Origin of the sequence: Streptomyces sp. NPDC019531 (assembly GCF_044903305.1) — a bacterium.
Lineage (GTDB): Bacteria > Actinomycetota > Actinomycetes > Streptomycetales > Streptomycetaceae > Streptomyces.
On sequence record NZ_JBJDQL010000085.1, the window covers coordinates 1 to 20,579 of the forward strand.

General features: G+C 70.7%; 20 protein-coding genes. 10 read left to right on the forward strand and 10 right to left on the reverse strand.

Annotated features, from left to right (window positions below):
- From ACI2L1_RS43700 to ACI2L1_RS43715, 4 genes are all read right to left on the reverse strand, one after another.
- Positions 1-294 (reverse strand): hypothetical protein (locus ACI2L1_RS43700; protein WP_404745054.1); only part of this gene is annotated, 294 nt, incomplete at its 3' end.
- A 29-nt stretch (positions 295-323) separates the two neighbouring features.
- Entirely contained in the window at positions 324-1,586 is a 1,263-nt protein-coding gene (locus ACI2L1_RS43705; RefSeq protein WP_404745055.1) for an extracellular solute-binding protein, read from the reverse strand.
- A gap of 79 nt (positions 1,587-1,665) precedes the next feature.
- Positions 1,666-2,490, reverse strand: coding sequence for a carbohydrate ABC transporter permease (locus ACI2L1_RS43710; protein ID WP_404745056.1), 825 nt, complete (start codon positions 2,488-2,490; stop codon positions 1,666-1,668).
- Positions 2,490-3,452, reverse strand: a complete 963-nt coding sequence (locus ACI2L1_RS43715) for a carbohydrate ABC transporter permease (protein WP_404745057.1) — start codon at positions 3,450-3,452, stop codon at positions 2,490-2,492. The genes ACI2L1_RS43710 and ACI2L1_RS43715 overlap by 1 nt, the downstream gene beginning before the upstream one ends.
- Before the next feature lie 193 nt (positions 3,453-3,645).
- Here ACI2L1_RS43715 and ACI2L1_RS43720 point away from each other — a divergent pair, with 193 nt between their 5' ends.
- The 4 genes from ACI2L1_RS43720 to ACI2L1_RS43735 all read left to right on the forward strand — a co-directional run bounded on the left by ACI2L1_RS43720 (position 3,646) and on the right by ACI2L1_RS43735 (position 7,911).
- Positions 3,646-4,704, forward strand: a complete 1,059-nt coding sequence (locus ACI2L1_RS43720) for a LacI family DNA-binding transcriptional regulator (protein ID WP_404745058.1) — start codon at positions 3,646-3,648, stop codon at positions 4,702-4,704.
- A 214-nt stretch (positions 4,705-4,918) separates the two neighbouring features.
- Complete coding sequence (locus ACI2L1_RS43725) at positions 4,919-6,580, forward strand: glycosyl hydrolase family 28 protein (protein WP_404745073.1); 1,662 nt, start codon at positions 4,919-4,921, stop codon at positions 6,578-6,580.
- A gap of 321 nt (positions 6,581-6,901) precedes the next feature.
- Entirely contained in the window at positions 6,902-7,531 is a 630-nt protein-coding gene (locus tag ACI2L1_RS43730) for a TetR/AcrR family transcriptional regulator (RefSeq protein WP_404745059.1), read from the forward strand.
- Positions 7,532-7,617: 86 nt separating this feature from the next.
- Positions 7,618-7,911, forward strand: a complete 294-nt coding sequence (locus ACI2L1_RS43735; protein ID WP_404745060.1) for a hypothetical protein — start codon at positions 7,618-7,620, stop codon at positions 7,909-7,911.
- Positions 7,912-8,008: 97 nt separating this feature from the next.
- Here ACI2L1_RS43735 and ACI2L1_RS43740 read toward each other — a convergent pair whose 3' ends face one another.
- Both ACI2L1_RS43740 and ACI2L1_RS43745 read right to left on the reverse strand, forming a co-directional pair.
- Positions 8,009-8,932, reverse strand: coding sequence for a peptidoglycan-binding protein (locus tag ACI2L1_RS43740; RefSeq protein WP_404745061.1), 924 nt, complete (start codon positions 8,930-8,932; stop codon positions 8,009-8,011).
- A 207-nt stretch (positions 8,933-9,139) separates the two neighbouring features.
- Positions 9,140-9,709, reverse strand: coding sequence for a hypothetical protein (locus ACI2L1_RS43745; RefSeq protein ID WP_404745062.1), 570 nt, complete (start codon positions 9,707-9,709; stop codon positions 9,140-9,142).
- A 153-nt stretch (positions 9,710-9,862) separates the two neighbouring features.
- Here ACI2L1_RS43745 and ACI2L1_RS43750 point away from each other — a divergent pair, with 153 nt between their 5' ends.
- Positions 9,863-10,516, forward strand: coding sequence for a response regulator transcription factor (locus tag ACI2L1_RS43750; RefSeq protein WP_404745063.1), 654 nt, complete (start codon positions 9,863-9,865; stop codon positions 10,514-10,516).
- Positions 10,513-11,682 carry a sensor histidine kinase gene (locus tag ACI2L1_RS43755; RefSeq protein ID WP_404745064.1) on the forward strand — a complete coding sequence of 390 codons (1,170 nt, stop codon included), beginning with the start codon at positions 10,513-10,515 and terminating at the stop codon, positions 11,680-11,682. Before ACI2L1_RS43750 ends, ACI2L1_RS43755 begins: the two co-directional genes overlap by 4 nt.
- 11 nt (positions 11,683-11,693) lie before the next feature.
- On the opposite strand, the gene ACI2L1_RS43760 is transcribed toward ACI2L1_RS43755, so the two are convergent.
- Together ACI2L1_RS43760 and ACI2L1_RS43765 are read right to left on the reverse strand one after the other, a co-directional pair.
- Positions 11,694-12,353 carry a response regulator gene (locus tag ACI2L1_RS43760; RefSeq protein ID WP_404745065.1) on the reverse strand — a complete coding sequence of 220 codons (660 nt, stop codon included), beginning with the start codon at positions 12,351-12,353 and terminating at the stop codon, positions 11,694-11,696.
- Between the two features lie 8 nt (positions 12,354-12,361).
- Positions 12,362-14,716, reverse strand: coding sequence for a sensor histidine kinase (locus ACI2L1_RS43765; RefSeq protein ID WP_404745066.1), 2,355 nt, complete (start codon positions 14,714-14,716; stop codon positions 12,362-12,364).
- Positions 14,717-14,854: 138 nt separating this feature from the next.
- On the opposite strand from ACI2L1_RS43765, the gene ACI2L1_RS43770 reads away from it, so the two are divergent.
- The 4 genes from ACI2L1_RS43770 to ACI2L1_RS43785 all read left to right on the forward strand — a co-directional run bounded on the left by ACI2L1_RS43770 (position 14,855) and on the right by ACI2L1_RS43785 (position 18,702).
- Complete coding sequence (locus ACI2L1_RS43770) at positions 14,855-15,907, forward strand: lysostaphin resistance A-like protein (protein ID WP_404745067.1); 1,053 nt, start codon at positions 14,855-14,857, stop codon at positions 15,905-15,907.
- Complete coding sequence (locus ACI2L1_RS43775) at positions 15,907-16,914, forward strand: BTAD domain-containing putative transcriptional regulator (protein ID WP_404745068.1); 1,008 nt, start codon at positions 15,907-15,909, stop codon at positions 16,912-16,914. The genes ACI2L1_RS43770 and ACI2L1_RS43775 overlap by 1 nt, the downstream gene beginning before the upstream one ends.
- A 96-nt stretch (positions 16,915-17,010) precedes the next feature.
- A complete protein-coding gene (locus tag ACI2L1_RS43780; RefSeq protein WP_404745069.1) occupies positions 17,011-17,712 on the forward strand; it encodes a type 1 glutamine amidotransferase domain-containing protein in 702 nt (233 codons plus the stop codon).
- Positions 17,713-17,796: 84 nt separating this feature from the next.
- Entirely contained in the window at positions 17,797-18,702 is a 906-nt protein-coding gene (locus tag ACI2L1_RS43785; RefSeq protein ID WP_404745070.1) for a LysR family transcriptional regulator, read from the forward strand.
- Positions 18,703-18,740: 38 nt separating this feature from the next.
- Here the strand turns inward: ACI2L1_RS43785 and ACI2L1_RS43790 are convergent, their stop codons facing one another.
- Both ACI2L1_RS43790 and ACI2L1_RS43795 read right to left on the reverse strand, forming a co-directional pair.
- A complete protein-coding gene (locus ACI2L1_RS43790) occupies positions 18,741-19,640 on the reverse strand; it encodes a lysophospholipid acyltransferase family protein (RefSeq protein ID WP_404745071.1) in 900 nt (299 codons plus the stop codon).
- Between the two features lie 8 nt (positions 19,641-19,648).
- The gene (locus ACI2L1_RS43795) at positions 19,649-20,443 is read right to left on the reverse strand and encodes a GNAT family N-acetyltransferase (protein WP_404745072.1); all 795 of its coding nucleotides are present in this window, start codon (positions 20,441-20,443) and stop codon (positions 19,649-19,651) included.
- Between the last annotated feature and the right edge of the window lie 136 nt (positions 20,444-20,579).

A 20,579-nucleotide genomic window follows, 5' to 3' on the forward strand; every position in this document is an offset into this window, starting at 1 on the left:
GTCCCGCACCCGGGCCAGCCAGTCCCGGTTGTGCGCCCGGGCACTGGCGGAAGGGCCGCCGGGGGCGAGGGCGAAGCAGTTGTAGCGGGCCCAGTCGAACCGGTCGGCCCACGACTGTCGGCCCGCGTAGTTCAGTACGTGGTCACCGTTGCCCGCGCAGAAGACCAGAGTCACGGGGCGGTCGGTCAGCCAGTCGGCGTGGTGGTCGAAGAACGCCTCCACGCCGGGCGCGGGGTCGAGCAGGTCGTCGAAGATCTTGGGCGTGATCCACAGGCATGCCTCCTGTGCGGTCATGGCCGGGTCCCCCGTAGCGCGTGCGTCGCTCACTTGGCCTCGCCGTACGCCTTGTCCATGCGGCCGAGCAGGGTCGCCACGTCGATCGATCCGTTGAACAGCTCCTGGATCGAGGTCGTGTGCTCCAGCTGGACCTTCGCGTTGGGCCAGTCCTGGTCCGGGTAGAGCGTGGCCTTGCCGTCCTTGATCGCCTGCAGTACGGGCTTCTGGAGCGCGTCGGGCTTGAAGGCGGGGCTGGAGAGCGCGGGGCTGCTGCCGGACTTGGTCGCGTACAGGTTCTGTCCCTCGGGCGAGGCGAGGAACTCCATGAACTTCTTGGCCAGTTCGGGGTGCTTGGCCTTGGCGTTGATGCCGTAGACGATGCCGACCGACACCGGCATGTAGGTCTGGTCGGCCTTGTCGGTGGCGGGGAACAGGCTCATGGAGAACGTGGTGCCCTTGGGCGCGAACGTGGCCGCCGACTCCACCGCGGACAGCACGTGTACGGCGCCCAGCGCCTTGCCCTGGCCGACCATCTGCATCTGCTCGTCGTAACCGACGCCGTTGGGGCTGTCGTTGAAGCAGCCCGAGTCCTTCATCTGCAGGTACTTGTTCTCGGCCTCCTTCCACGGCGACTTCGCGAAGGTGACCTGACCGTCCTGCTGCCGCTTGGCGAAGTCGGGGTCGGGGCCGTAGATGAGCGAGGCCGTCAGGGCGTACGGCACCAGCTGGGTCACCCACGCGGACTTCAGGCCGAGCGCGAACGGTACGACGTTCTTGGCCTTGGCGGCCTTGCAGAAGGTCAGCACCTCGGGCCACGTGGTGGGCTTGGAGAGGCCGCTCTTGGCCAGCGCCTGGTCGTTCCAGATCGCGCCGATGGCACCGATCGTCACGGGTACGGCCATGACCTTGCCCGCCGAGTCGCTGGTGACGGCCTTGAGGTCGGCGCTCATCCCGGGCGCCCAGCTCTCGCCGGACAGGTCCATCAGCATGCCGTCCTTGGCGAGGTCCTTCACGGCCATGGTGCTGCCGCCGCCCGGCCACATGCGGAACACGTCGGGTGCCGTGCCGGAGGACAGCTGGGTGCGCAACTGCTGCTGGTAGGTGGCGTCGTCCTGGGCGTACGTCGTCTTGACCTTGACGCCGGGATTGGCCTTCTCGAACGCCTTCACCGCGGCCTCGGCCGGACCCTGGCCGGCGGCGGCCAGCGTGAGCACCTCCCCGGTGGGACTGCCGGCGTCCTGCGAGGTCGAGCATGCGGTGGCCACGAGGGCGAAGAAGCATACGGAGGTGAATATTCTGGCTGATCTCATGCGAGTCTCCGATCGGGTTGTCGAGTTGTGAGTCGAGTTGTGAGTCGAGTTGCGAGTCGCGTGACGAGTCGAGGGACGGTCAGCCCTTGAGGCCGCCGGCGAAGCCCTTGATGACGTGCTTCTGGAGCGCGAAGTAGAGGATGAGGATGGGGATCACGCTGATCACCAGACCGGCGAAGATGAGCGGCCACTGGGACACGTACTGGCTGACGAAGCCGTAGATGGCCACCGGTGCGGTGGTGTTGCCGCTGCCGCCCAGATACAGCAGCGGAGTGAAGAACTCGTTCCAGATGCCGACCGCGTTGAGGATCACCACCGTGCCGGTGACCGGGCGCAGCAGGGGGAACACCACGGTCACGAAGGACCGCGTCGGACCGCACCCGTCGAGCAGCGCGGCCTCCTCGTAGTCGAGCGGCAGCTCGCGCAGGAACATCGTGTAGAGGAAGACGGAGAACGGCATCTGCTGCCCGACGTTGATCAGGATCACCGACCAGAGGGAGCCGAGCAGGCCGAGGTCGCGCAGGGTGGCGTAAAGAGGGAGCAGCGCGAGCTGGCCGGGGAGGAGCAGGCCGCCGATGACGAAGAAGAACATGTACCGCGACCAGCCGCGGGTCACGCGGGCCAGCGGGTAGGCGGCCATCGCCGCGCAGGCGACGATCAGGACGACGCTGAGGGCCGTGATGAGGAAGCTGTTGGCCAGGGCCGCGCCGAGGGCGGCCTGTTTCCAGGCGGCCGTGTAGTTGTCGAGGGTGGGCGGGAACGCGAAGGCCAGCGCGTCGGTCTGGCTGTTCTGCGGCTTCAGGGACACGTTGAGCAGGCCGACGAGCGGCATCAGGAACACCAGCGCCAGCAGGATCAGGCCCGCTTCGCGCAGCAGCGTCCGCGAGGTGTAGCGCGCGTGCATCAGGAGGCCTTCCTCTGCGTCAGGCGGAACTGGACGGCGGCCAGGATCGCGATGACCACGGTCATGACGACGGCCAGCGCGATCGAGAACGGGAAGTCACCGGTGGCGAAGGCGCTCTTGTAGATCGCCGTCGAGATGGTCTCGGTCGCGGTGCCGGGGCCGCCGCCGGTCATCGCCATGACCTGGTCGAACTGCTTGAGTCCGCCGATCAGGGTGAGCATCACGTTGATCACGAGGGCGCCGTTGAGCAGCGGCAGCACCACGTGGCGGAACTTGCTCCACGGACCGGCGCCGTCGATGGTGGCCGCTTCGAGGAGCTCGGCGGGGATCGCCTGGAGCCCGGCGAGGTAGATCACCATGGAGTAGCCGGCGAACTGCCAGACGATCTCCAGGGCGATCGCGTACAGCGCGGTGTCCGGATCGCCGAGCCAGTCGTGTGCCAGCCCGCCCAGTCCCGTGGATCGAAGTGCCTCGTTGATCGCGCCGGTGGGCGAGAGCAGGAAGCTCCACACGTATCCGGCGACCAGCGGGGTCAGCACCACCGGCGCGAAGAAGATCACCCGGAGCACATAGCGGCTCTTGACCATGCTGTTCACGCCGAGGGCCAGCAGCAGGCCGAGGACGTTCTGCGCCACCATGGTCGCCAGCGCCAGGACCAGTGTGTTGAACAGCGCGTCCTGTGCGGTGCGGTCGGAGAACACCGAGCTGTAGTTGTCCAGGCCGACGAACGACCAGTCGGCGCGCAGGCCGTTCCAGTCGGTGAAGGAGAACACCGCGCCGCGGGCGCTGGGGACCACGACGACGAACAGGTAGACCGCGATCGCCGGTACGACGAACCACCACGGAGCGCGGACGCCGACCGTACGGCGGGAGTGCGCCGTCCTGACTGTCTTGCCGCGAGGCGTTCGGGTGGCTGGTTCATGCACGTCAGGCGGTGCCGTCGTGGAGTAGCGCACTGCCACGGATGACTCCTCTCGGGCGGTGTATTGAGCCAATGAACAGTCGTGAATCGATTCACGGCGTGTCGGGGAAGTTACGGCGCGACCGAGGGGGTGTCAAGGGTGTTACCGGCCTCGAAAGTGATCGACTGCGGTGTGATGAATCCATTCACGAGCGCGCTAGCCTGATGGGCGCAGTCGTACCGGGAGGAGCCCGATGGCCTCTGGACCCGCACCGAACGGGCCCGCACGGAAGAAGACCGGCGCCTCCGCCGTCACCGTCGGCGACGTCGCCGCGCGCGCCGGCGTCTCCCGGGCCACCGTGTCCTACACCTTCACCCAGCCGAACCGGGTCTCCCAGGACCTGCGCCGACGCGTCCTCGCCGCGGCCGACGAACTCGGCTATGTCGGCAACGACGCGGCCCGGCGCCTGCGGGTCGGCCACAGCCTCGCGCTCGGACTGCTGGTCTCCAGCATGGGCAACCCGGTCTACGCGGAGATCGCGGCCGGTGCGGAGGCCGAGGCCGCCGCGCACGGCCGCTTCATCCTCGTCGCCAACAGCGACGAGAACCCCGCACGCGAGCGGGCCTACGTCAACTTCTTCGAGTCCCAGCAGGTGAGCGGCATCGTCGCCGCCCCCGTCGGCGACGTGCCCCCGGAGCTGCTCGAACTGCGGGACCGCGGCACGCCGTTCGTCCTCGTCGGCTCCGCTCCCGGACGCCACAGTTACCCGGCGATCTCGGGCGACAACGAGCGGGGCGGCCATCTCGCTGCCTCGCACCTGCTCGCCCAGGGTCGGCGGCGCCTGATCTTCGTCGGCGGTGCGCATCCGCACGTCGACCTCCGGCTCGCCGGGGTCAGGCGGGCGGTCGAGGAGTCGCCGGAGCCGGCGGCCCTGGAGGTCGTCCGCACCCGGGTGCAGACGGCGCAGGTCGGTGAGGAGGTCGCGCGCACTCTGCTCCAGCGGCCGTCGGCCGGAATCCCCGACGGCATCGTCGCGGGCAACGACCTGCTCGCGCTGGGCCTCCTGCACGGGCTGATCGTGGGCGGCGTCCGGGTGCCGGACGATCTCTCGCTGGTCGGCTACGACGACATCGAGTTCGCCGACTTCGCGATCGTGCCGCTCACGACCATCCGCCACCCGTCCGCCGCGCTGGGGGCCAGTGCCGTGCGGATCCTGCTCGGTATGGAGAGCGAGCGGAGCGCGGCGGGGCGGTTCGAGCCGGAGTTGGTGGTGCGGGCGTCTTCCGTTCCTGGCAAGGGAGACGGCGCGTAACAAGCTGTTGACATGGCCAGAACGTCGTCAGTAGCCTCCACCGTGCCGTGAATCGATTCACGGCACGGTGGAGGCCTTAGTGATGGGCCTGGCTGGACGCATCCGGCCGCCGCCCCGTTGGCCTTCCATCTCACGCGTGCCGCGCGGATCCGCCGCGGCATATTGCTTCCGGTTGTCCTGCAACGCGTCCCCAGGAATGAGGCTCTACGTGAACATGAGGCTCAACGTGAAGCTGAGATCCCCCCGTCACCCCCGCCCGACCCTCGTCCACCGCCTCCTCGCGGTCGGCTCCCTCGTGGTCGCCATGGTCGCCGCAGTCCTCCTCGCACCGCAGGCCGCCGAGGCCGCGGTCGCCAACACGTCCATCTATCCGGCGCAGTCGATCTACCCCTTGTCGACCGACTACCGGGTGACCGTCAACGGCCGCAACGTGCCGGTGCTGCAGAACCAAGGCCGAAACGGCTACCAGAGCTACGACACCGCGCAGTTCGCGATGGGCGACGGTGACGCGACCCTGACCGTCACGAAGGTCAACAACACCAACATCGGCGCGTACAGCATCAGTCCGCAGAAGCTCGGGATCACCGGCTCCGTCAGCGGCCCCACCCTGACCTTCACCGTGCACGACAACGCCTACCTGACCGTCAAGCTCGACGGGCGCCCCAACCTCGTCATCGCGATCGACCCGGGCGAGACCAACCGGCCCGCCTCCAGCGGCACGGGGATCTTCAACGTCCGCAACGCTCCCTACTCCGTTGATCCGAACGCCGGTTACGCCACCACCGCTTTCCAGAAGGCGCTGGACGACGCCGCCGCCTGGGGCTCGGCCAACGGCAGACAGGGCACCGTCTACGTCCCACCCGGCGTCTACAACCTCGGCAACCTCTACCTGCGCAGCAATGTCGCGCTCTACCTGGAGCAGGGAGCCGTCCTGCGTTACACCGGCGAGCGGGCCAACTACACGGTGCACTGGCACAAGGTCTCCCAGAACCGCGACATCACCTGGTTCATCTCGACCCGCTACTCGTCGAAGAACATCTCGATCTACGGACGCGGAATCATCGACGGCAACGGGGCCGCGTCCCTCCAGCCGAGCAATCTCGGCGTCAACCTGCTGACCCCGATCTACACCGACGGGTTCACCGTGGACGGGATCACCTTCCGTGAGTCGAGCAGCTGGGCCATCATGCCGACCCGCTCGTCGAACATGACCTTCCGGAACATGAAGATCTTCAACCGCTTCGGCATGGGCGAGAACGACGGCATCGACGTCATGGAGTCGACGAACGTTCTGGTCAGCAACGCGATCGGCATCGCTCATGACGATCCGTTCAGCACCAAGACCTGGGACAGCACCATCGATCTGTTCCGCGACGTGCCCGGTGACCCAAGGCCGCTGTCCGGAGTGACCTTCGAGGACGTCGTGTCGTGGACGTTCTGCTACGGCCTCAAGGTCGGCCAGGGCGTCATCCAGAACCAGGACAACGTCACCTTCCGCCGCGCGGTCGTCTACGACGCCGCCGTCGCCATCGGCGTCCACCACAAGTACGGCTCGGCCACGGCGTCCCGTATACGTTTCGAGGACATCGACGTGGAACATCTGACCTACAGCAACGACGGCAACCGCACCTGGCTCGCCCTGTGGACCGGCAACACCGTCGGCGTCGGACCGGTCACCGGAGTCACCGTGAGCAACGTGCGGGTCCGTGACGCCGGTACGACCCCGGCCCGGATCAACGGCCAGCCGGGCGCTCCGATCACCGGTGTCACCCTTGACCGGGTGTACATGCCGGGCAGTTCGACGCCGGCCACCTCCCTCGGAGCGATGAACATCACCAACCTCTCCGACTACGGTCCCGTGACCATCACGGGCTGACCGGCGCGGTCGCACCGAGCACGGTGCCGACATGTGAGTACCGGGCTCCAGCGTCGAGGGGATGACGCCGGAGCCCGGTTCCTGATGACCGGGCCCCGAATAGGGGGCGGGTCCCGGCGTAGTTCCAACGATGGTTCTGTCGATCCGGTTCAGTGTGGTGCCGAGGAATCCGTCAGGCGCGGGAGCGGGCGGTCCGGAGAAGGTCGTGAGGGTGAACCAGTGGGCTGATCGTCTCGTAGCTGCATACGCCACGACCAGAAACCCACCCCGCCAACGACCTGGATTCAGATGCCCGGTTGCGCACCGGACGGAGACAGACGATTGCATGACCTTTCACCCGAGGCTCCGAACACCGCGTCGGAGCCCGTCGATTCGCGGCTGTCGGCAGAGCGGCAGAAGGAGATACTCACCGTCGTAGTGGCGGAGTTGCGCGAGGCCGGCTACGAAGCGTTGTCCCTCGACAAGGTCGCCGCAGGCGCTCGCTGCGGCAAGGCGACGCTCTATCGCCTGTGGCGGGACAAGCAGGCTCTCGTGATCGCGGCGCTCGAACGCTGCGGGCCGTTCACCTTCGCCGCCGGGGCCGCCACGACATGTGACACCGGCTCCATCGAGTCGGACGTCCGTGCCTTCGCCGAGGTCCTGGCCGCGGAGGCCCGGACGAACGCACGGCTCCTTGCCGCGCTCGGACATGTGAGCCTGCGGGACGAGCGGCTTTCGTCCGTCATGCGGGACACCTTGATATGGCCGGCCGTGCTGGGCCTGGAAACGATCGTCGTCCGTGCCCACGTCCGCTGTGAACTGCCACGCTCGCCCAGCCGGTCCCTCCTCGCCCATCTGGTGCTCGCCCTGCTGCTGCAACGGTCCCTGCTCGCAGGCAGTTCGCTCGACGCGGAGCCGGTCGAGGCCTTCGCCGGGGAAGTCATGCTTCCCGCTCTCGGGCACCCGGGATGAGCGCGGTCCTCTCTATCTTCCGGTAGAGGCGTTGTTCCTGCCCACGGCCGACGGCGGTGGACGAGTCCGCCGGAATCATGGTGTTCATGATTTCCTCCGCGATCGTCATCGCCGTCAGTGTCGTTGTGATCCTTGCGACCACGGCGTTTTCCCTCCGCAGCCAGCTGCCCTTCTGGATGGTGTTCATCGTCTGTCTGGTCACGTATCCGCTCAGCACACAGCTGCTGCAGACGCCCGCGTTCGCGGACGCCGGTCGTGGATTCGCGGGCGAGTGGGCCGTGCGGCTGGCCGTCATCAGTACGGCCACGGCCGTGCTGGGTCTCTTCTCCGGCAGGAAGGCACGAGCGGGCGGCGGCGGCCCCGAGCGGCAGGCTTCGTGAACGAAGCGACGGCCCGCGGAGCGTGGCGATCAGCCGAACGCTCCGCGGGCCGTCGTGCGCCGCTCCACCCCGGTACGGGCCGGCGGCCGTCACCGGGTCAGGAGAACAACAGGCGCCAGGTCAGCGGGCCCGGCATGCCGTCGGCGTCGCCGCGGAGTTCCCTGCGGGACTTCTGGAAGTCACGCACGTTGAGGCGGTCGGCCTCGCCCCAGGACCGGCTCGGACCGACCTTGTAGTGGTCGCCGAAGCCACGCTTCACCAACTGCTTGCCGAGCTGCAGGACAGGCTCGCCGACGGCCCCGTCCCGGAAGAACTTGCGGCCCGGATACGCGGGCACGGCAGGCTTGGCGGGCGTGGGCTTGTCGGGCTTGTCAGGGGTGTCGTCGTCCACGTCCAGATCGGCCTTGGCGTACTTCAGGATCCGGGCGAAGTCGATCGCGCCCGGGTCGCCGTGCACGTTCTCCGGCACATGCATATGGCCGCACACACCCTTGAACCCCGTCCACTGCGCCCCCGTCATCCGCTGGCCGCCGCTGCCGTACGACGTCGGATACGCCGGCCACTGCTTCGGCCCGCTGAGCGCCACGCCGTGTTCCTCGTGCATCCACGCCAGGAAGCGCGCCACGCCCTGCAGCGCCCAGTCCGGCGCGTCCGGCCAGTAGATGTGCGACTGGCCGGACGTCTGCCACTTCGCGTGCGTCTTGGGATCGCAGGTGCCCACCAGCTCCACCTGGCACACGTTCAGCGTGTTCGTCTCGACACCGCCGCGCTTGTTGACCAGGGCCCGGGAGGAGGTCTCGATGTCGAAGTGCTGGTACCACTTCAGCTTTCTGGCCGCGAGGTCGGGAACCGCGGTCAGGTTCGGCGCCGAGGACCCACCGTCGTAGCCCGGCAGTGTCCGGCCCTCGGTGGTGTGCAGGACGACGACGTTGACCTCCATGGCGTCCCCGGGGTGGTCGTCCTGGTACCAACTCGCACGGCTGGAGCCGGGGTAGCGCTGGGGCCCTGTCCTGGTGCTCACGCACAGCCTCCCTGATGCCTTGGTCTTCCCGGGCACAAAGGGCCTCGGGGTGAGTGAACGGCTGCTCAACACCCCCAGTTGGTCGGGGCGTTGGCGAAGTCCGCGCCTCGCGGCACGACACGCTGAGCCGACGGATGCGTACCGGATTACGAGCGATCCACGGAACCGGTTCAACGAAGGGGGCTTTTCCTGCGGCCCCGCCTTGTGTCACCGCGCCGGAATGGCGGCGAAGGGAACCTGCGGGTACTTCTTGCCGCAGATCGCGACTGCCTTGTCCCATACGGCCGCTTCGACGTCCTTCGGCACGGTGAGGACCGCACCGGTCCCCGGCTTCGGGTCGGCGACGCGCGGCAGCCCGTTCTCCCGCAGACACGCGGCGAGGCCCCGTGCAGCCTTCATGTCACCCGTGACGGACTTCTGCCGGAGCTGCCGCATGCCGGGGACCTTGGCGTCGCACTTCAGCGCGTCGTCCTTGCGCGCCTTGGCTTTGCGCGCCGCCGCCGCGTCGTCCGCCGTTCCGGCCCCGGCGGCCGGCATGACGATCGCTGCGTCGGTCAACCGGAGCTCGGTGTGTCCGGCGTCGTGCATGCAGCTCAGCCACGCCTTGCGGATCGCACCGGCGCTGCTGGGCGCGGCGGTGCTCACGTCGCCCGTGCCGGAGGGGGCCGGAGCGCGTACCGGGTCCTGCGCGACCAGCGAACACCCGGTCGAGGTCAGCAGAGCGAGGCCTGCCACAAGAGTGGTTGCCGCGGCCCGTACGGTGGTGGTCGCATTCACGGGATACCTCCTGGAGGCTGTTCCGGCAGCGGAGTGCCGCCGTGGCCAGCCCAGGTAAACCGCATCCCGGTTCGGTGCCGGTGACGATCGGCTAACCCGTACCTAACCTCCGCCCATTCATGCTGGAACCGCACGCCGCCGAGAGGAGTCACGATGCGGGTACTCGTGGTCGAGGACGAGGAAGAACTCGGGCAGATGATCGCCGACGGTCTGCGCGCCGAGGGCATGACCGCGGACCTCGCCGGTGACGGGGCCAAGGCGTTGGAGATGGCCGCCACCGTCGACTACGACGTCCTCGTACTCGACCGGGACCTGCCGATGGTGCACGGCGACGCGGTGTGCCGTGCGCTCAACATCGCACGGTATCCGGCACGCATCCTCATGCTCACCGCCGCCTGCGGGCTGAACGACATCGTGGAAGGGCTGGGCCAGGGCGCGGACGACTACCTCGCGAAACCCTTCTCCTACCTGGAACTCGTCGCCCGGCTCCGCGCGCTCGGCCGCCGCGGGCCGGGGAACACGCCGACCGTGCTCGAACGGCGCGGCCTGCGGGTGGACACGGTGCGCCGGCTGGCCGAGCGGGACGGCAGGCTGCTGCGCCTGACCCCGCGGGAGTTCGGCGTGCTGGAAGCGCTGATGGGCGCGGACGGCGGAATCGTCTCCCCGTCCGAGCTGCTCGATCTCGTGTGGGACGGCGAGCTGGACCCCGCCAGCGGCGTCGTCAAGGTGACGGTGCATCAGCTGCGGCGCAAGCTCGGTGATCCCGCTCTGATCGAGACCGTGCCCGGCTTCGGCTACCAGCTGTGAGCCGCCGGCTCGCTGCGTTGCGCATCCGTACCCGGCTGACCCTGCTGAACACCGCTGTATTCGTGGTGGGCGGCGGTCTGCTGCTGGCGGCCTGGTGGTTCAGCGCGCGCCAGATCATCGAGGCGAACAGCTCCACCGTCGCGGCGACCCCGGCCACGGCGCCCAACGGCACGGGCAGCGGCACGCCGGCGCCGTCCGCGCCGGGGCTGTCCGCGGCGCGGTTCGAGGAGTTCCGCAACGCGGTCCTGACCGACCTGATGGCACGCTCACTTCTGATCCTCGTGCCGCTCGCGGTGCTGACGATCGCGGCGGCATTCTGGATCGCGGGGCGGTCCCTGTCCCGTATCGGCCAGGTCACCGGCACCGCGCGGGACATCAGCGAGAACAACCTGCACGCCCGGCTCCGTCTGGTCGGCCCGGACGACGAGGTCAAGGAACTGGCCGACACCTTCGACACCATGCTGGAACGACTGGAACGCAGCTTCATGGACCAGCAGTTGTTCACCGCTCATGCCTCCCACGAACTGCGCACCCCCCTGACCATCCAGCGGACGGCCCTGGAGATCCCGTTGGCCCATGGGCGGGTGCCCGCCGAGCTGGAGCCCGACATCCGGCGCGCGCTGGCGGCCACGGACCGCTGTGAGCGTCTGCTCGGCTCGCTGCTGGTACTGGCACGGGGGGAGAGCGGATCCCTGCACCGGCGTCCCTGCGACCTCGCCGAGCCGGTGCGCACCGCCGTCGCGGAACTGCGCACGGAGGCGGACACGGCCGACGTGACCGTTCGGTCCGTGCTGCGCCCGGCGCGGGTTCTCGGCGACCCGGCCCTGCTGGCCCAGCTCGTCTCGAACCTCCTCGCCAACGGTGTGCGCCACAACCACCGCGGCGGCACGGTCACGGTCAGGACCCTGGAAGACAGCTCCGGATGGTCATGCGTCGAGGTCGAGAACACCGGGCCGCCGGTCGACGCCGCCCAGCTTCCCGATCTGTTCCACCCGTTCCGGCGCGGCACCACGCGGGTCAAGGGCTCGGGGCTCGGGCTCGCCGTGGTCAAAGCGGTCACCGAGGTCCACAAGGGCCGACTGGCCGCGTCACCGCGCCCCGGAGGCGGTCTCACGGTCCGGATCGAGTTCCGGGCCGGTCAGCCGTCCCTCCCACCGCCGAGCTGACCCGCCCTGCGTCACCCGGCGGGCGCACCGCGCGGCCGGATCAGTCCGCTCTCGTACGCCAGGATGGTCGCCTGTACCCGGTCGCGCAGCCCCAGCTTGTTGAGCAGGGCGTTGACGTGCGTCTTGACCGTGCCGGTCGCCACGCCCAGGTCCGCCGCGATCTCCGCGTTGGTCAGACCGGAGGCGATCCGCAACAACACCTCCCGCTCGCGTGGGGTGAGTTGTCCGAGAGCCCCGGTGACGCCGGGCGGCGGTGGAGCGCCCTGGGCGAAGGTGTCGATGAGCCGGCGGGTGACGGCGGGAGCCAGGATGCCGTCCCCCGCGGCGACCACGCGGATCGCCGACAGCAGGTCCTCGGGTTGGGCGTCCTTGAGCAGGAACCCCGACGAACCGGCCCGCAGCGCCTCGTACACGTAGACGTCGAGGTCGAAGGTGGTGAGCACCAGGACCCGCGGCCGGGGCTCCAGGGCGGTGATGAGCCGGGTGGCGGTCAGTCCGTCCATGCCGGGCATGCGGATGTCCATCAGCACCAGGTCGGGGGCCTCGCGGGTGGCGAGCGAGACCGCCTCCGCCCCGTCTCCCGCCTCGCCGACCACGGTCAGATCGGGTTCGGCGTCGACGATGGCGGCGAATCCGGCACGGACCACCGCCTGGTCGTCGACGACCAGCACACGTGTGGCTACGGGGACACCTCCTGGACGGCGACCGGGTCCGGCCCGGCCGGCAGGGGAAGGAACACCCGTACCGTACCGGTCGTGTCGAGGGTGATCTGCCCGTCGGCTCCGCAGGCCTGCACCCGCAGCCGTTCCGCGACGGGGCCCGTGACGGCCAGGCGCACCCCGCTGACCGTGATGCGCAGCTCGTCACGGCGCCGCCGCAACGTCACCCGGGCCGGTCCCCGGTCGCCCGCGCCGAGCGCCGCCTCCACCACCCGGTACACCGAGAGGGCCACCGGCGCCGACAGCCCGGCCGCTGCCTCCGGCATCCCGCGCAGTGTCACCTCCCGGCCCGACGCCCGCAGCTGGTGGCACAGTTCCTCCAGGTCGGCCGCCGTCGGCTGCGGACAGCGCCGGCCGTCCTGATCGCCGCCTTCACGCAGACTGTGCAGCAGTTCCCGCATGGCGGCCAGCGCCGACCGGGCCTCGCTGGCCACTTCGTCCAGGCGCCCTGCGCGGGCCAGTTCGACCAGCGCCGTGGTCCGGTGCAGTACCCGGTCGTGCAGTCGGGCGGCCAACAGGCGACGTTCGCCGTCCGCCGCGGCCTCCGCCTGCCGTACGGAGTCGGCGAGAGCGGAGTCCTCACGCGCCAGGATTCGCAGCCGGCGAGCCCGCACGGCCAGACCCGCGCCCCATGCCAGGGCGAGCAACGGACCGATCAGGAACCCGAGTTCCAGAAGGGAGAACACCGCGTTGTCCGCCGACAGGGCCTCGCCCATGAGCCGTCCGTCGGCGCCCGCGGCCACCGTCAGGGCGCCCGCGGCCCCGACGGTGGCCGCGAACACGGCGGGCCAGGTCCGCAGCGCACCGCGACCGTAGGCCGCCACGGCGTACACACCCAGGGCCTCGGTCAGGGCGCCGCAGGCCAGGAACTGCGAAACCGGAGACGGCAGTTCGCCGAGCGCGCGCACCACCGGCCACAGCCACGCCGTGGCCATCACCCCGGCCAGCGCCGCCCAGGGCGCGCGTCGCCGCCACAGCAGCGGCAGCGCGTGCACGGCCATCAGCACGGACAGCAAGCCGATGGCCCGGACTCCGGGTCCGCCTCCGCCTTTCCAGTCCTCCGCGGCCACGAACAGCACGAAGACCGGAACCACCGTCGCGGTGAAGGCGAGTGCGCTGTCCGCCAGGCGCTGCTCCCGCAGGAAGTCCCGCCGCCGCGCGCGTACGCCGGGCCGTAGCGGACCCGTGGTGTCGGGCAGCATGGCCCGGACCCGCCAGCCCCCGCCGGGCCGGGGACCCGCGGTCAGTGTCCCGCCGACCGCCGCCGCGCGCTCCCGCATCCCCGCGACGCCGCGCCCCGAGCCCAGGCCCGCCACCTCGTGCTGCGACGAGGCGCGCGGTGCTTCGTTGTCCACGGTCAGTTCCAGCGTGTCGCCCGCACGCCGTACCCCGACCCCGACGGCCGCGCCGGGCGCGTACCGCAGGGCGTTGGTGAGGGCCTCCCGCACGATGCCGAAGACCGCCTCGGCGGCCGGCCCGACGAGGTCGTCGGGTATCTCGGTGGCGATCGGCCGGCCCAACCGGCCGAAGCCTGCGACCAGTTCCTGGATCGGCCCCGTCATCGGACGGGGATCCGGGCGGCCCGTGTTCTCCACGTCCTGCATCACCGCCACCAGCCGCTGGATCGCCGTGAGGGTCTCCAGGCCGGTCTTCTCGGCGAACTCCAGTGCCTCGGCGGCCAGTTCCGGCCTGTTGCCGCCCAGCCTGCGGGCCGCGTCCACGGTGACCACCACAGACGTCAGATGGTGGGCGCCGACGTCGTGCAACTCGCGGGCCAGCCGGTGGCGTTCGGCGTCCGCGGCCCCCCGCCTGCCCTCCTCGGCCCCGGCCAGCCGCCGGGCCGCCGTGAGCCGTCCGGTGAGCCAGTGACGCCGCGCCTCACCGAGGCCGGCGCAGACCACGTACACGACGGCCGTGATCACCAGCTCCGTCGCGAGTGCGGGACCGAACCCGATGTGCGGCGCGCTCACCAGCCAGGAACAGCCGACGACGGCGGCGACGGCGCGCAGGGTGACCCGTGGGGGGCACCGGACCGCGACGGAGTAGACCGCGCACAGCAGGCCGATGTCGGCGTAGTCGTCGGGCGCGGCCACATGGCCCAGCACGGACGCACCCAGCACCCACGCCAGCGCCTTGACCGGCGCCCTCCGCCGCAGGATCAGGCCGGCGGTCGCCACCGCCACGGCAGCGCCGTAACAGGCGAGGGCCACCTGTTGGGGCAGCGGTCCGCCCTGTCCGGCCTTCTGGGACCACAGCCACGCGGCCTGCCCGGTGGCCAGCAGCAGCGGCAGCGTCCAGTTACGTATCGTCTCCATGTCGGCCACGAGCGTAGGGGAGGGTGTGCGGACGGCGGATCTCCCCGGAGCACGAGGGTCATCTCTACCCTGCGACATAGGCCGTGATCCTGCTCGGAGCCGACGTCGTGGCCCGCGGACGGCGGCAGGCTGTGCGACATGACCAATCCGCTGCCGGCCGAGCGCCTCGCTTATCACCGCCTGGCCCGGGCATACGGCCGTCACCGTTGGTGGCGGCCGCTCCTGGGCACCCTTGTCGCGGCCGGGGGGTGGGCGCTCGCGCTCCTCGCCCTGTACGCCGCCAACTACACGTGGGGCCTCCTGCGGGGCTACCCCGAGAACCCCGACGGTTCGATCCGGTTCGGCCCCGTCGCGAGTACCGCCGTGGACCTGATGGGGCTCGCCGCCGCCATCCCGGCGGTGCTGCTGGCGGTGCGCTGGATCGGCCGACGCCCGGCCGGCACCGTGACCTCGGTCGCGGGACGGATGCGGTGGCGCCTGCTGGGGATCTGCCTCCTGGTCGCGGTACCCGTCCTCGCGGCGGCGGCCGGGGTCATGCAACTGACGGCCGTCGACGACGCGTCGGGATCGGGCGCCCGGTCGGCCGAGTGGGTGGGCTGGGAGGCGTTCGGGACCGCGATGGCGGTGCTGGTCGTGCTGGTGCCACTGCAGGCGGCCGCCGAGGAGTACGTCTTCCGGGGCTGGCTGATGCAGTCGGTGGGCGGCTTCCTCCGCTCCCCGTGGTGCGCGGTGCTGCCCCAGGCCGTCCTGTTCGCGGCCGTCCACGGCTGGGGCACCGCGTGGGGCTTCGCCGACCTGCTCTTCTTCGGTGTCGCGGCCGGATGGCTGACGATACGGACCGGCGGCCTGGAGGCGGCCATCGGCCTGCACACCATCAACAACCTCCTCTCCTTCGCGGTGGGCGCCGCCGTAGTCGACGGTCTGCGGAGCGACGAGACGGCCGCCGACGCGCCCTGGCAGCTGGTGGCCGTCGACGTCGCCTCGATCGCGGTGTACGTCGCGGTCGTGCTGTGGCTGGTGGCCCGACGCCGACCGGCCGTCGGCACCCTGCCGGCCGCCCCGCCGCCACCGGCGTCCGAGCCGCCCCGGACCGCGTCGGCGGATCACGGTCTGTCGGGCGTGGGGACTCCACCGGCCGGGGGAGACCCTCGGCCCCGGCAGGACCGGTACACGGACGGTGGCCCACGCTGATGACCACTCACCTCACTCCGCTCCTCCCGGTCCCCGGTCGGGCCGGCGAGAGGACGCGACCTGCCGGGAAAAGCGAACGCGGTGCGCTGCGCTTCGGCCTGCTGGGCCCGGTGACGGCCGACCGTGGCGGCACGCCGCTCAACCTGGGGCCACCACAGCGACGCGCCCTGCTGCTCCGGCTGCTCGTCGCGCACGGTCGGCCCGTCAGCATGGACCTGCTGTGCGAGGACCTGTGGATGGGCCGCCCGCCCGCCGGAGCGGTCTCCGCGGTCCACGCCCACATCAGCAGACTGCGCCGGGAACTGGAACCCCGGTCCGCCGGGCCCGCACCGGACCGGGTGCTCACCGCCGGGCCCACCGGATACGCGCTGCGGGTACCGGAACACGCCCTGGACAGCGTCCGGTTCGAACGGGGCCTGGAACGAACGCGTGACCTGCTGAACGAGGGCCGTCGGGCCGTCGCCCGCGCGGAACTGGAACGGACACTGCGCATCTGGCGCGGCCCCGCCCTGGTCGATGCCGCGGAGCACCCCTTCGCGGTCCGCGAGATCGCCCGGCTGGACGAGATCCGCCTGACGGCCCAGGAACTGCGCGTCATGGTCCTGCTGGCCGACGGCGAACACGGACCGGCGGTGGCCGCGGCACGCGAGCTCACATCCCAGGAGCCGCTGCGGGAGACCGGCTGGGAGCTGCTCATGCGCGCCCTGTACCTGGCCGGCCGGCCCGCCGAAGCGGTACGGCAGTACGAGGAGGTCCGCCGCGTACTGCTGGCCGAACTGGGTCTCGAACCGGGGCCGAACCTGCGCGAACTGTGCCGCGCCGTCCGGCAGCACCGTACGGCGGCGGTCCTCGGGCCGTACGCCGAGTCGCCGGAGACGGACCGTAGCCCGGGGCGGCCCGACTCGGCACCGGGACCGTCCCGCACGACCGGGACGAGCACGTCCGGGCAGGGCACGCAAGGCGGGCTCCATAAGAATTCTTATGGATTGCGGAATGTCGATGGATGATTGGTAATGGATTCTGGTGTTGCTCCCACAGCCGCCCCACGAAGGCGGGTGGCACAGCACGCGACAGTCCCCCTAGCGACAAGGCCAGGCATACCGATGTCGAAGATCCTCATGGTCATTTCCGCCGCCACCAGCCTGAAGCTGGCCGACGGTTCCACCCACCCCACCGGCTACTGGGCCGAGGAAGTCGCCGCCTCGCACAAGGTGCTCAAGGCCGCCGGCGCGGACGTGGTCGTCGCCACCCCGGCCGGTGTCCGCCCCACGGTCGACGCCCTCAGCCTCAGTGAGCAGGGCGGGGTCTCCGAGGCCGATGCCGCGGAGTTCCAGGCCTACCTGGCCGGCATCGCGGACGAACTCGCGGCGCCGCTCGCCCTGTCGGACGTCAACGTCGGTGACTACGACGCGATCTACATCCCGGGCGGCCACGCCCCGATGGCCGACCTCGTCCACGACGCCGACCTCGGCCGCCTGCTGAACGAGGCCGACGCGCGGGGGACGACGGTGGCCGCCCTCTGCCACGGTGTCTCCGGTCTGCTCAGCGCCACCAAGGAGGACGGCGGGTTCACCTTCGCCGGCCGCAACCTCACGTCGTTCACGGACGAGGAGGAGAACCAGGGCGGACTCGGCCAGAACTCGCCCTTCTTCGTCGAGGACCGCCTGCGGGACAAGGGCGCGGTCGTGCAGACCGGTGCGGCCTGGAGCAACACCGTCGTCGTGGACGGCAACCTGATCACCGGCCAGAACCCGCAGTCGAGCACGGGCACGGCCGAGGCCGTCCTGAAGGCGCTCGCCAACTGAGTCGGGCATTCTCGCCGGTGGTGACCCGGGGGTGGGCGGAACCCGCCCGCCCCCGTTCCTTGCGACTGATGGTAGGAAGAGCGCGTGCCGAGTCTTGACCTGCTGGCGACGTTCCTGGAGATCTACCGCGCCGGGTCCCTCTCCGCCGCCGCTCAGCGGCTGGGCGTGACACAGCCCGCCGTCACCGGTCAGCTGGTCAGGCTTGAGGAGCAGATCGGCGAGCAGTTGTTCGTCCGCTCCCGCCGGGGAGTCGCGCCCACACCACGCGCCGCCGCCCTCGCGGCACGGGTGAGCCTGCACCTGGACGGACTCCGCGACGTCCTCGGCTCGACGGACACCGAGCCGGCACTGCGCGGCACGGTACGGATCGGCGGCGCGGCCGAGGCCATGACCCTGCGGGTCCTGCCCGCGCTCGCCCCGCTGACCGGCCGTGGCCTTTACCTTCACGCGACGCTGGGCCTGGCCCAGGACCTGCTCGCCGAGCTGGCCGAAGGCCGTCTCGACCTGGTCGTCTCCGCGGTCCGGCCCACCCACCGGGCACTTCTCGCCGCCCCCCTCGTGGACGAGGAGTTCGTCCTCGTCGGCCCGCCGGCCAGCCTTCACACCGTGGACGCCGAACGGCTCCGCACCGCCCCGGCGGACGCGCTCGCCGCACTGCCGCTCGTCGCCTACGCGGAGGAGCTGCCCATCGTGCGCCGTTACTGGCGCAGCGAGTTCGGCCACCGCCCCGCCAACCCCGTCGCCCTCGTCGTCGCGGATCTCCGCGCGGTCCTCGCCGCGGTCGAGGCCGGGGCCGGTGTCTCCGTTCTGCCGCGCTACATCGCCGAACCGGCACTGGCGGCGGGCCGCATCGTGGAGCTCCACCATCCCGAGGTCCCGCCGCTCAACACGCTCTACCTCGCCACCCGGCGCGGCACACCGGCCAACCCCGCACTGACCGTGGTACGCGACCGGCTCATCGAGGCAGCGGCCGAATGGGGCGGACTGTGACACGCGCCGGTTCGACACGGTGTCCCGGAAGGCGGAGCTCATGACGGAATGGGCCTGACGGACTCCTGACAGGTGTGGCCGGCCCCCGCCGGAAGGTCGTGCCGCCCGGGTGGCATGGGCGGTACGACGGCTGCCCTGGCCGCCCGTGCCAGCGCGCTCCGGTCGTCGTGGGTGCTCGCCGGGATCGGGTCGAGCAGCGTGACCTCGGCTGTCAGTCCACGTGCCGCGACCACCCGGAGCAGCGAGGCCGCCAGGGTGTCCTGGCCGACGAAGGCCGGCACCGTGGTGGGCCCGTGGCCGTCGAGGCGGTACTCGATACGGACCGGCTGCACCGGCACGCGGGCGTCGATCGCGGCCTGGAAGGCGGCGTTCCGAAAGCGGCCGTGCTGCTTGCCGCACCAGGTGCAGCCTTCCGGGAAGACGACCACCGTGGAGCCGGAGCGCAGCGCGGCGGCCATCTCGTCGACCTTGACCGGCAGTGCCCGCAGCCGGTCACGCTCGACGAAGAAGGTGCCGCCGCCGGCGGACGCCACTCGCCCCAGGACCGGATAGGACGCGATCTCGCTCTTGGCCACCATGCGGCCGGGCAGTACGGCGGCGACCAGGGGTATGTCCAGCCACGAGACATGGTTCGCGACGACCAGGACGCCTCCTTCGGCCGGTGCGCCACGGGCGTCGGTGGTCCGTCGCCGTAGGCCGAAGGCGGCGACGATGGCCCGGCACCACGTCCTGATCAGCCGGTCGCGCAGTGTCGAGGGCAGTCGCCGGACCACCGGGATGAGCGTGGTTCCGCCGGTCAGGACCCCGATGCCCGCCACCAGCCGGATCGTTCGGCGAAGCGTCCCGACCGACGGCACGCGATCGGCGACGCACTGCTCGGGTGTGCACGGGGCGCTGGGCCGCCAGACGCTCGGCAGGTTCTCCGTCGGACTGCTCATCGGACTGCTCACCGGACGGGAGCCATGGAGAGGAAGCGGTGCAGATAGCGCGGGTCGGTGCGCCGCAGGGACAGCAGCACGTAGAAGTCGGCCACACCGAAGTCCGCGTCGTGCGCGGGCTCACCGCAGACCCAGGCGCCCAGCCGCAGATAGCCGCGCAACAGCGGGGGAAGCGAGGCACGGCCAAGGCGTGCGGCGGCCTTGACCGGGGTACGGGCGGGGCGCCACGGCAGGTGCGGGGTGACGCGGTACTCCGCGGGGGACAGGTGGTCGGTGGACACCGTCTCCCACACGTCGGCGGCGAGCCCCCCACCGTCCGCCAGCGGAACCGAGCAGCAGCCGGCCAGCCACTCGTGCCCCGCCTGGTTCAGATAGCGGGCTATCCCGGCCCACATGAGCGAGATGACGGCCCCGTCGCGATGGTCGGGGTGGACGACGGACCGGCCCGCCTCGACCAGGTCGTGGCGGATCCCCGCCAGAGCCACCACATCGAACTCGGTCTCCGCGTACAGCCCGCCGGCGCCGGCGGCGCGGTCCGGTGGCAGCAGCCGGTACGTGCCGACGACCGTGCCGGTGGTCTCCTCGCGGACGATCAGATGGTCGCAGTGCGCGTCGAAGTCGTCGATGTCGAGGCCCGGTTCGGGGGTGGTGAGCAGCGCGCCCAGCTCACCGGTGAAGACGTCGTGGCGCAGGCGCTGGGCCGCTCGTATGTCGCCCTCGTCCCGTGCGAGGGAGACGGTGTACTGCGGGAGTGTGCCCGGGTGCGGTGCGAGCTGTGGCGAAGCGGTCATGTCTGCCGTCATGTTTCTTTCATTTCGCGTCGGATGCCGGAGCTTCAGCCGTATGTGCGAAAGCCGAGGATCACGTTGTGGCCGCCGAATCCGAAGGAGTTGTTGAGGGCGACGACCGGGCCGTCCGGCAGCGGCCGGGGGGCCGCGG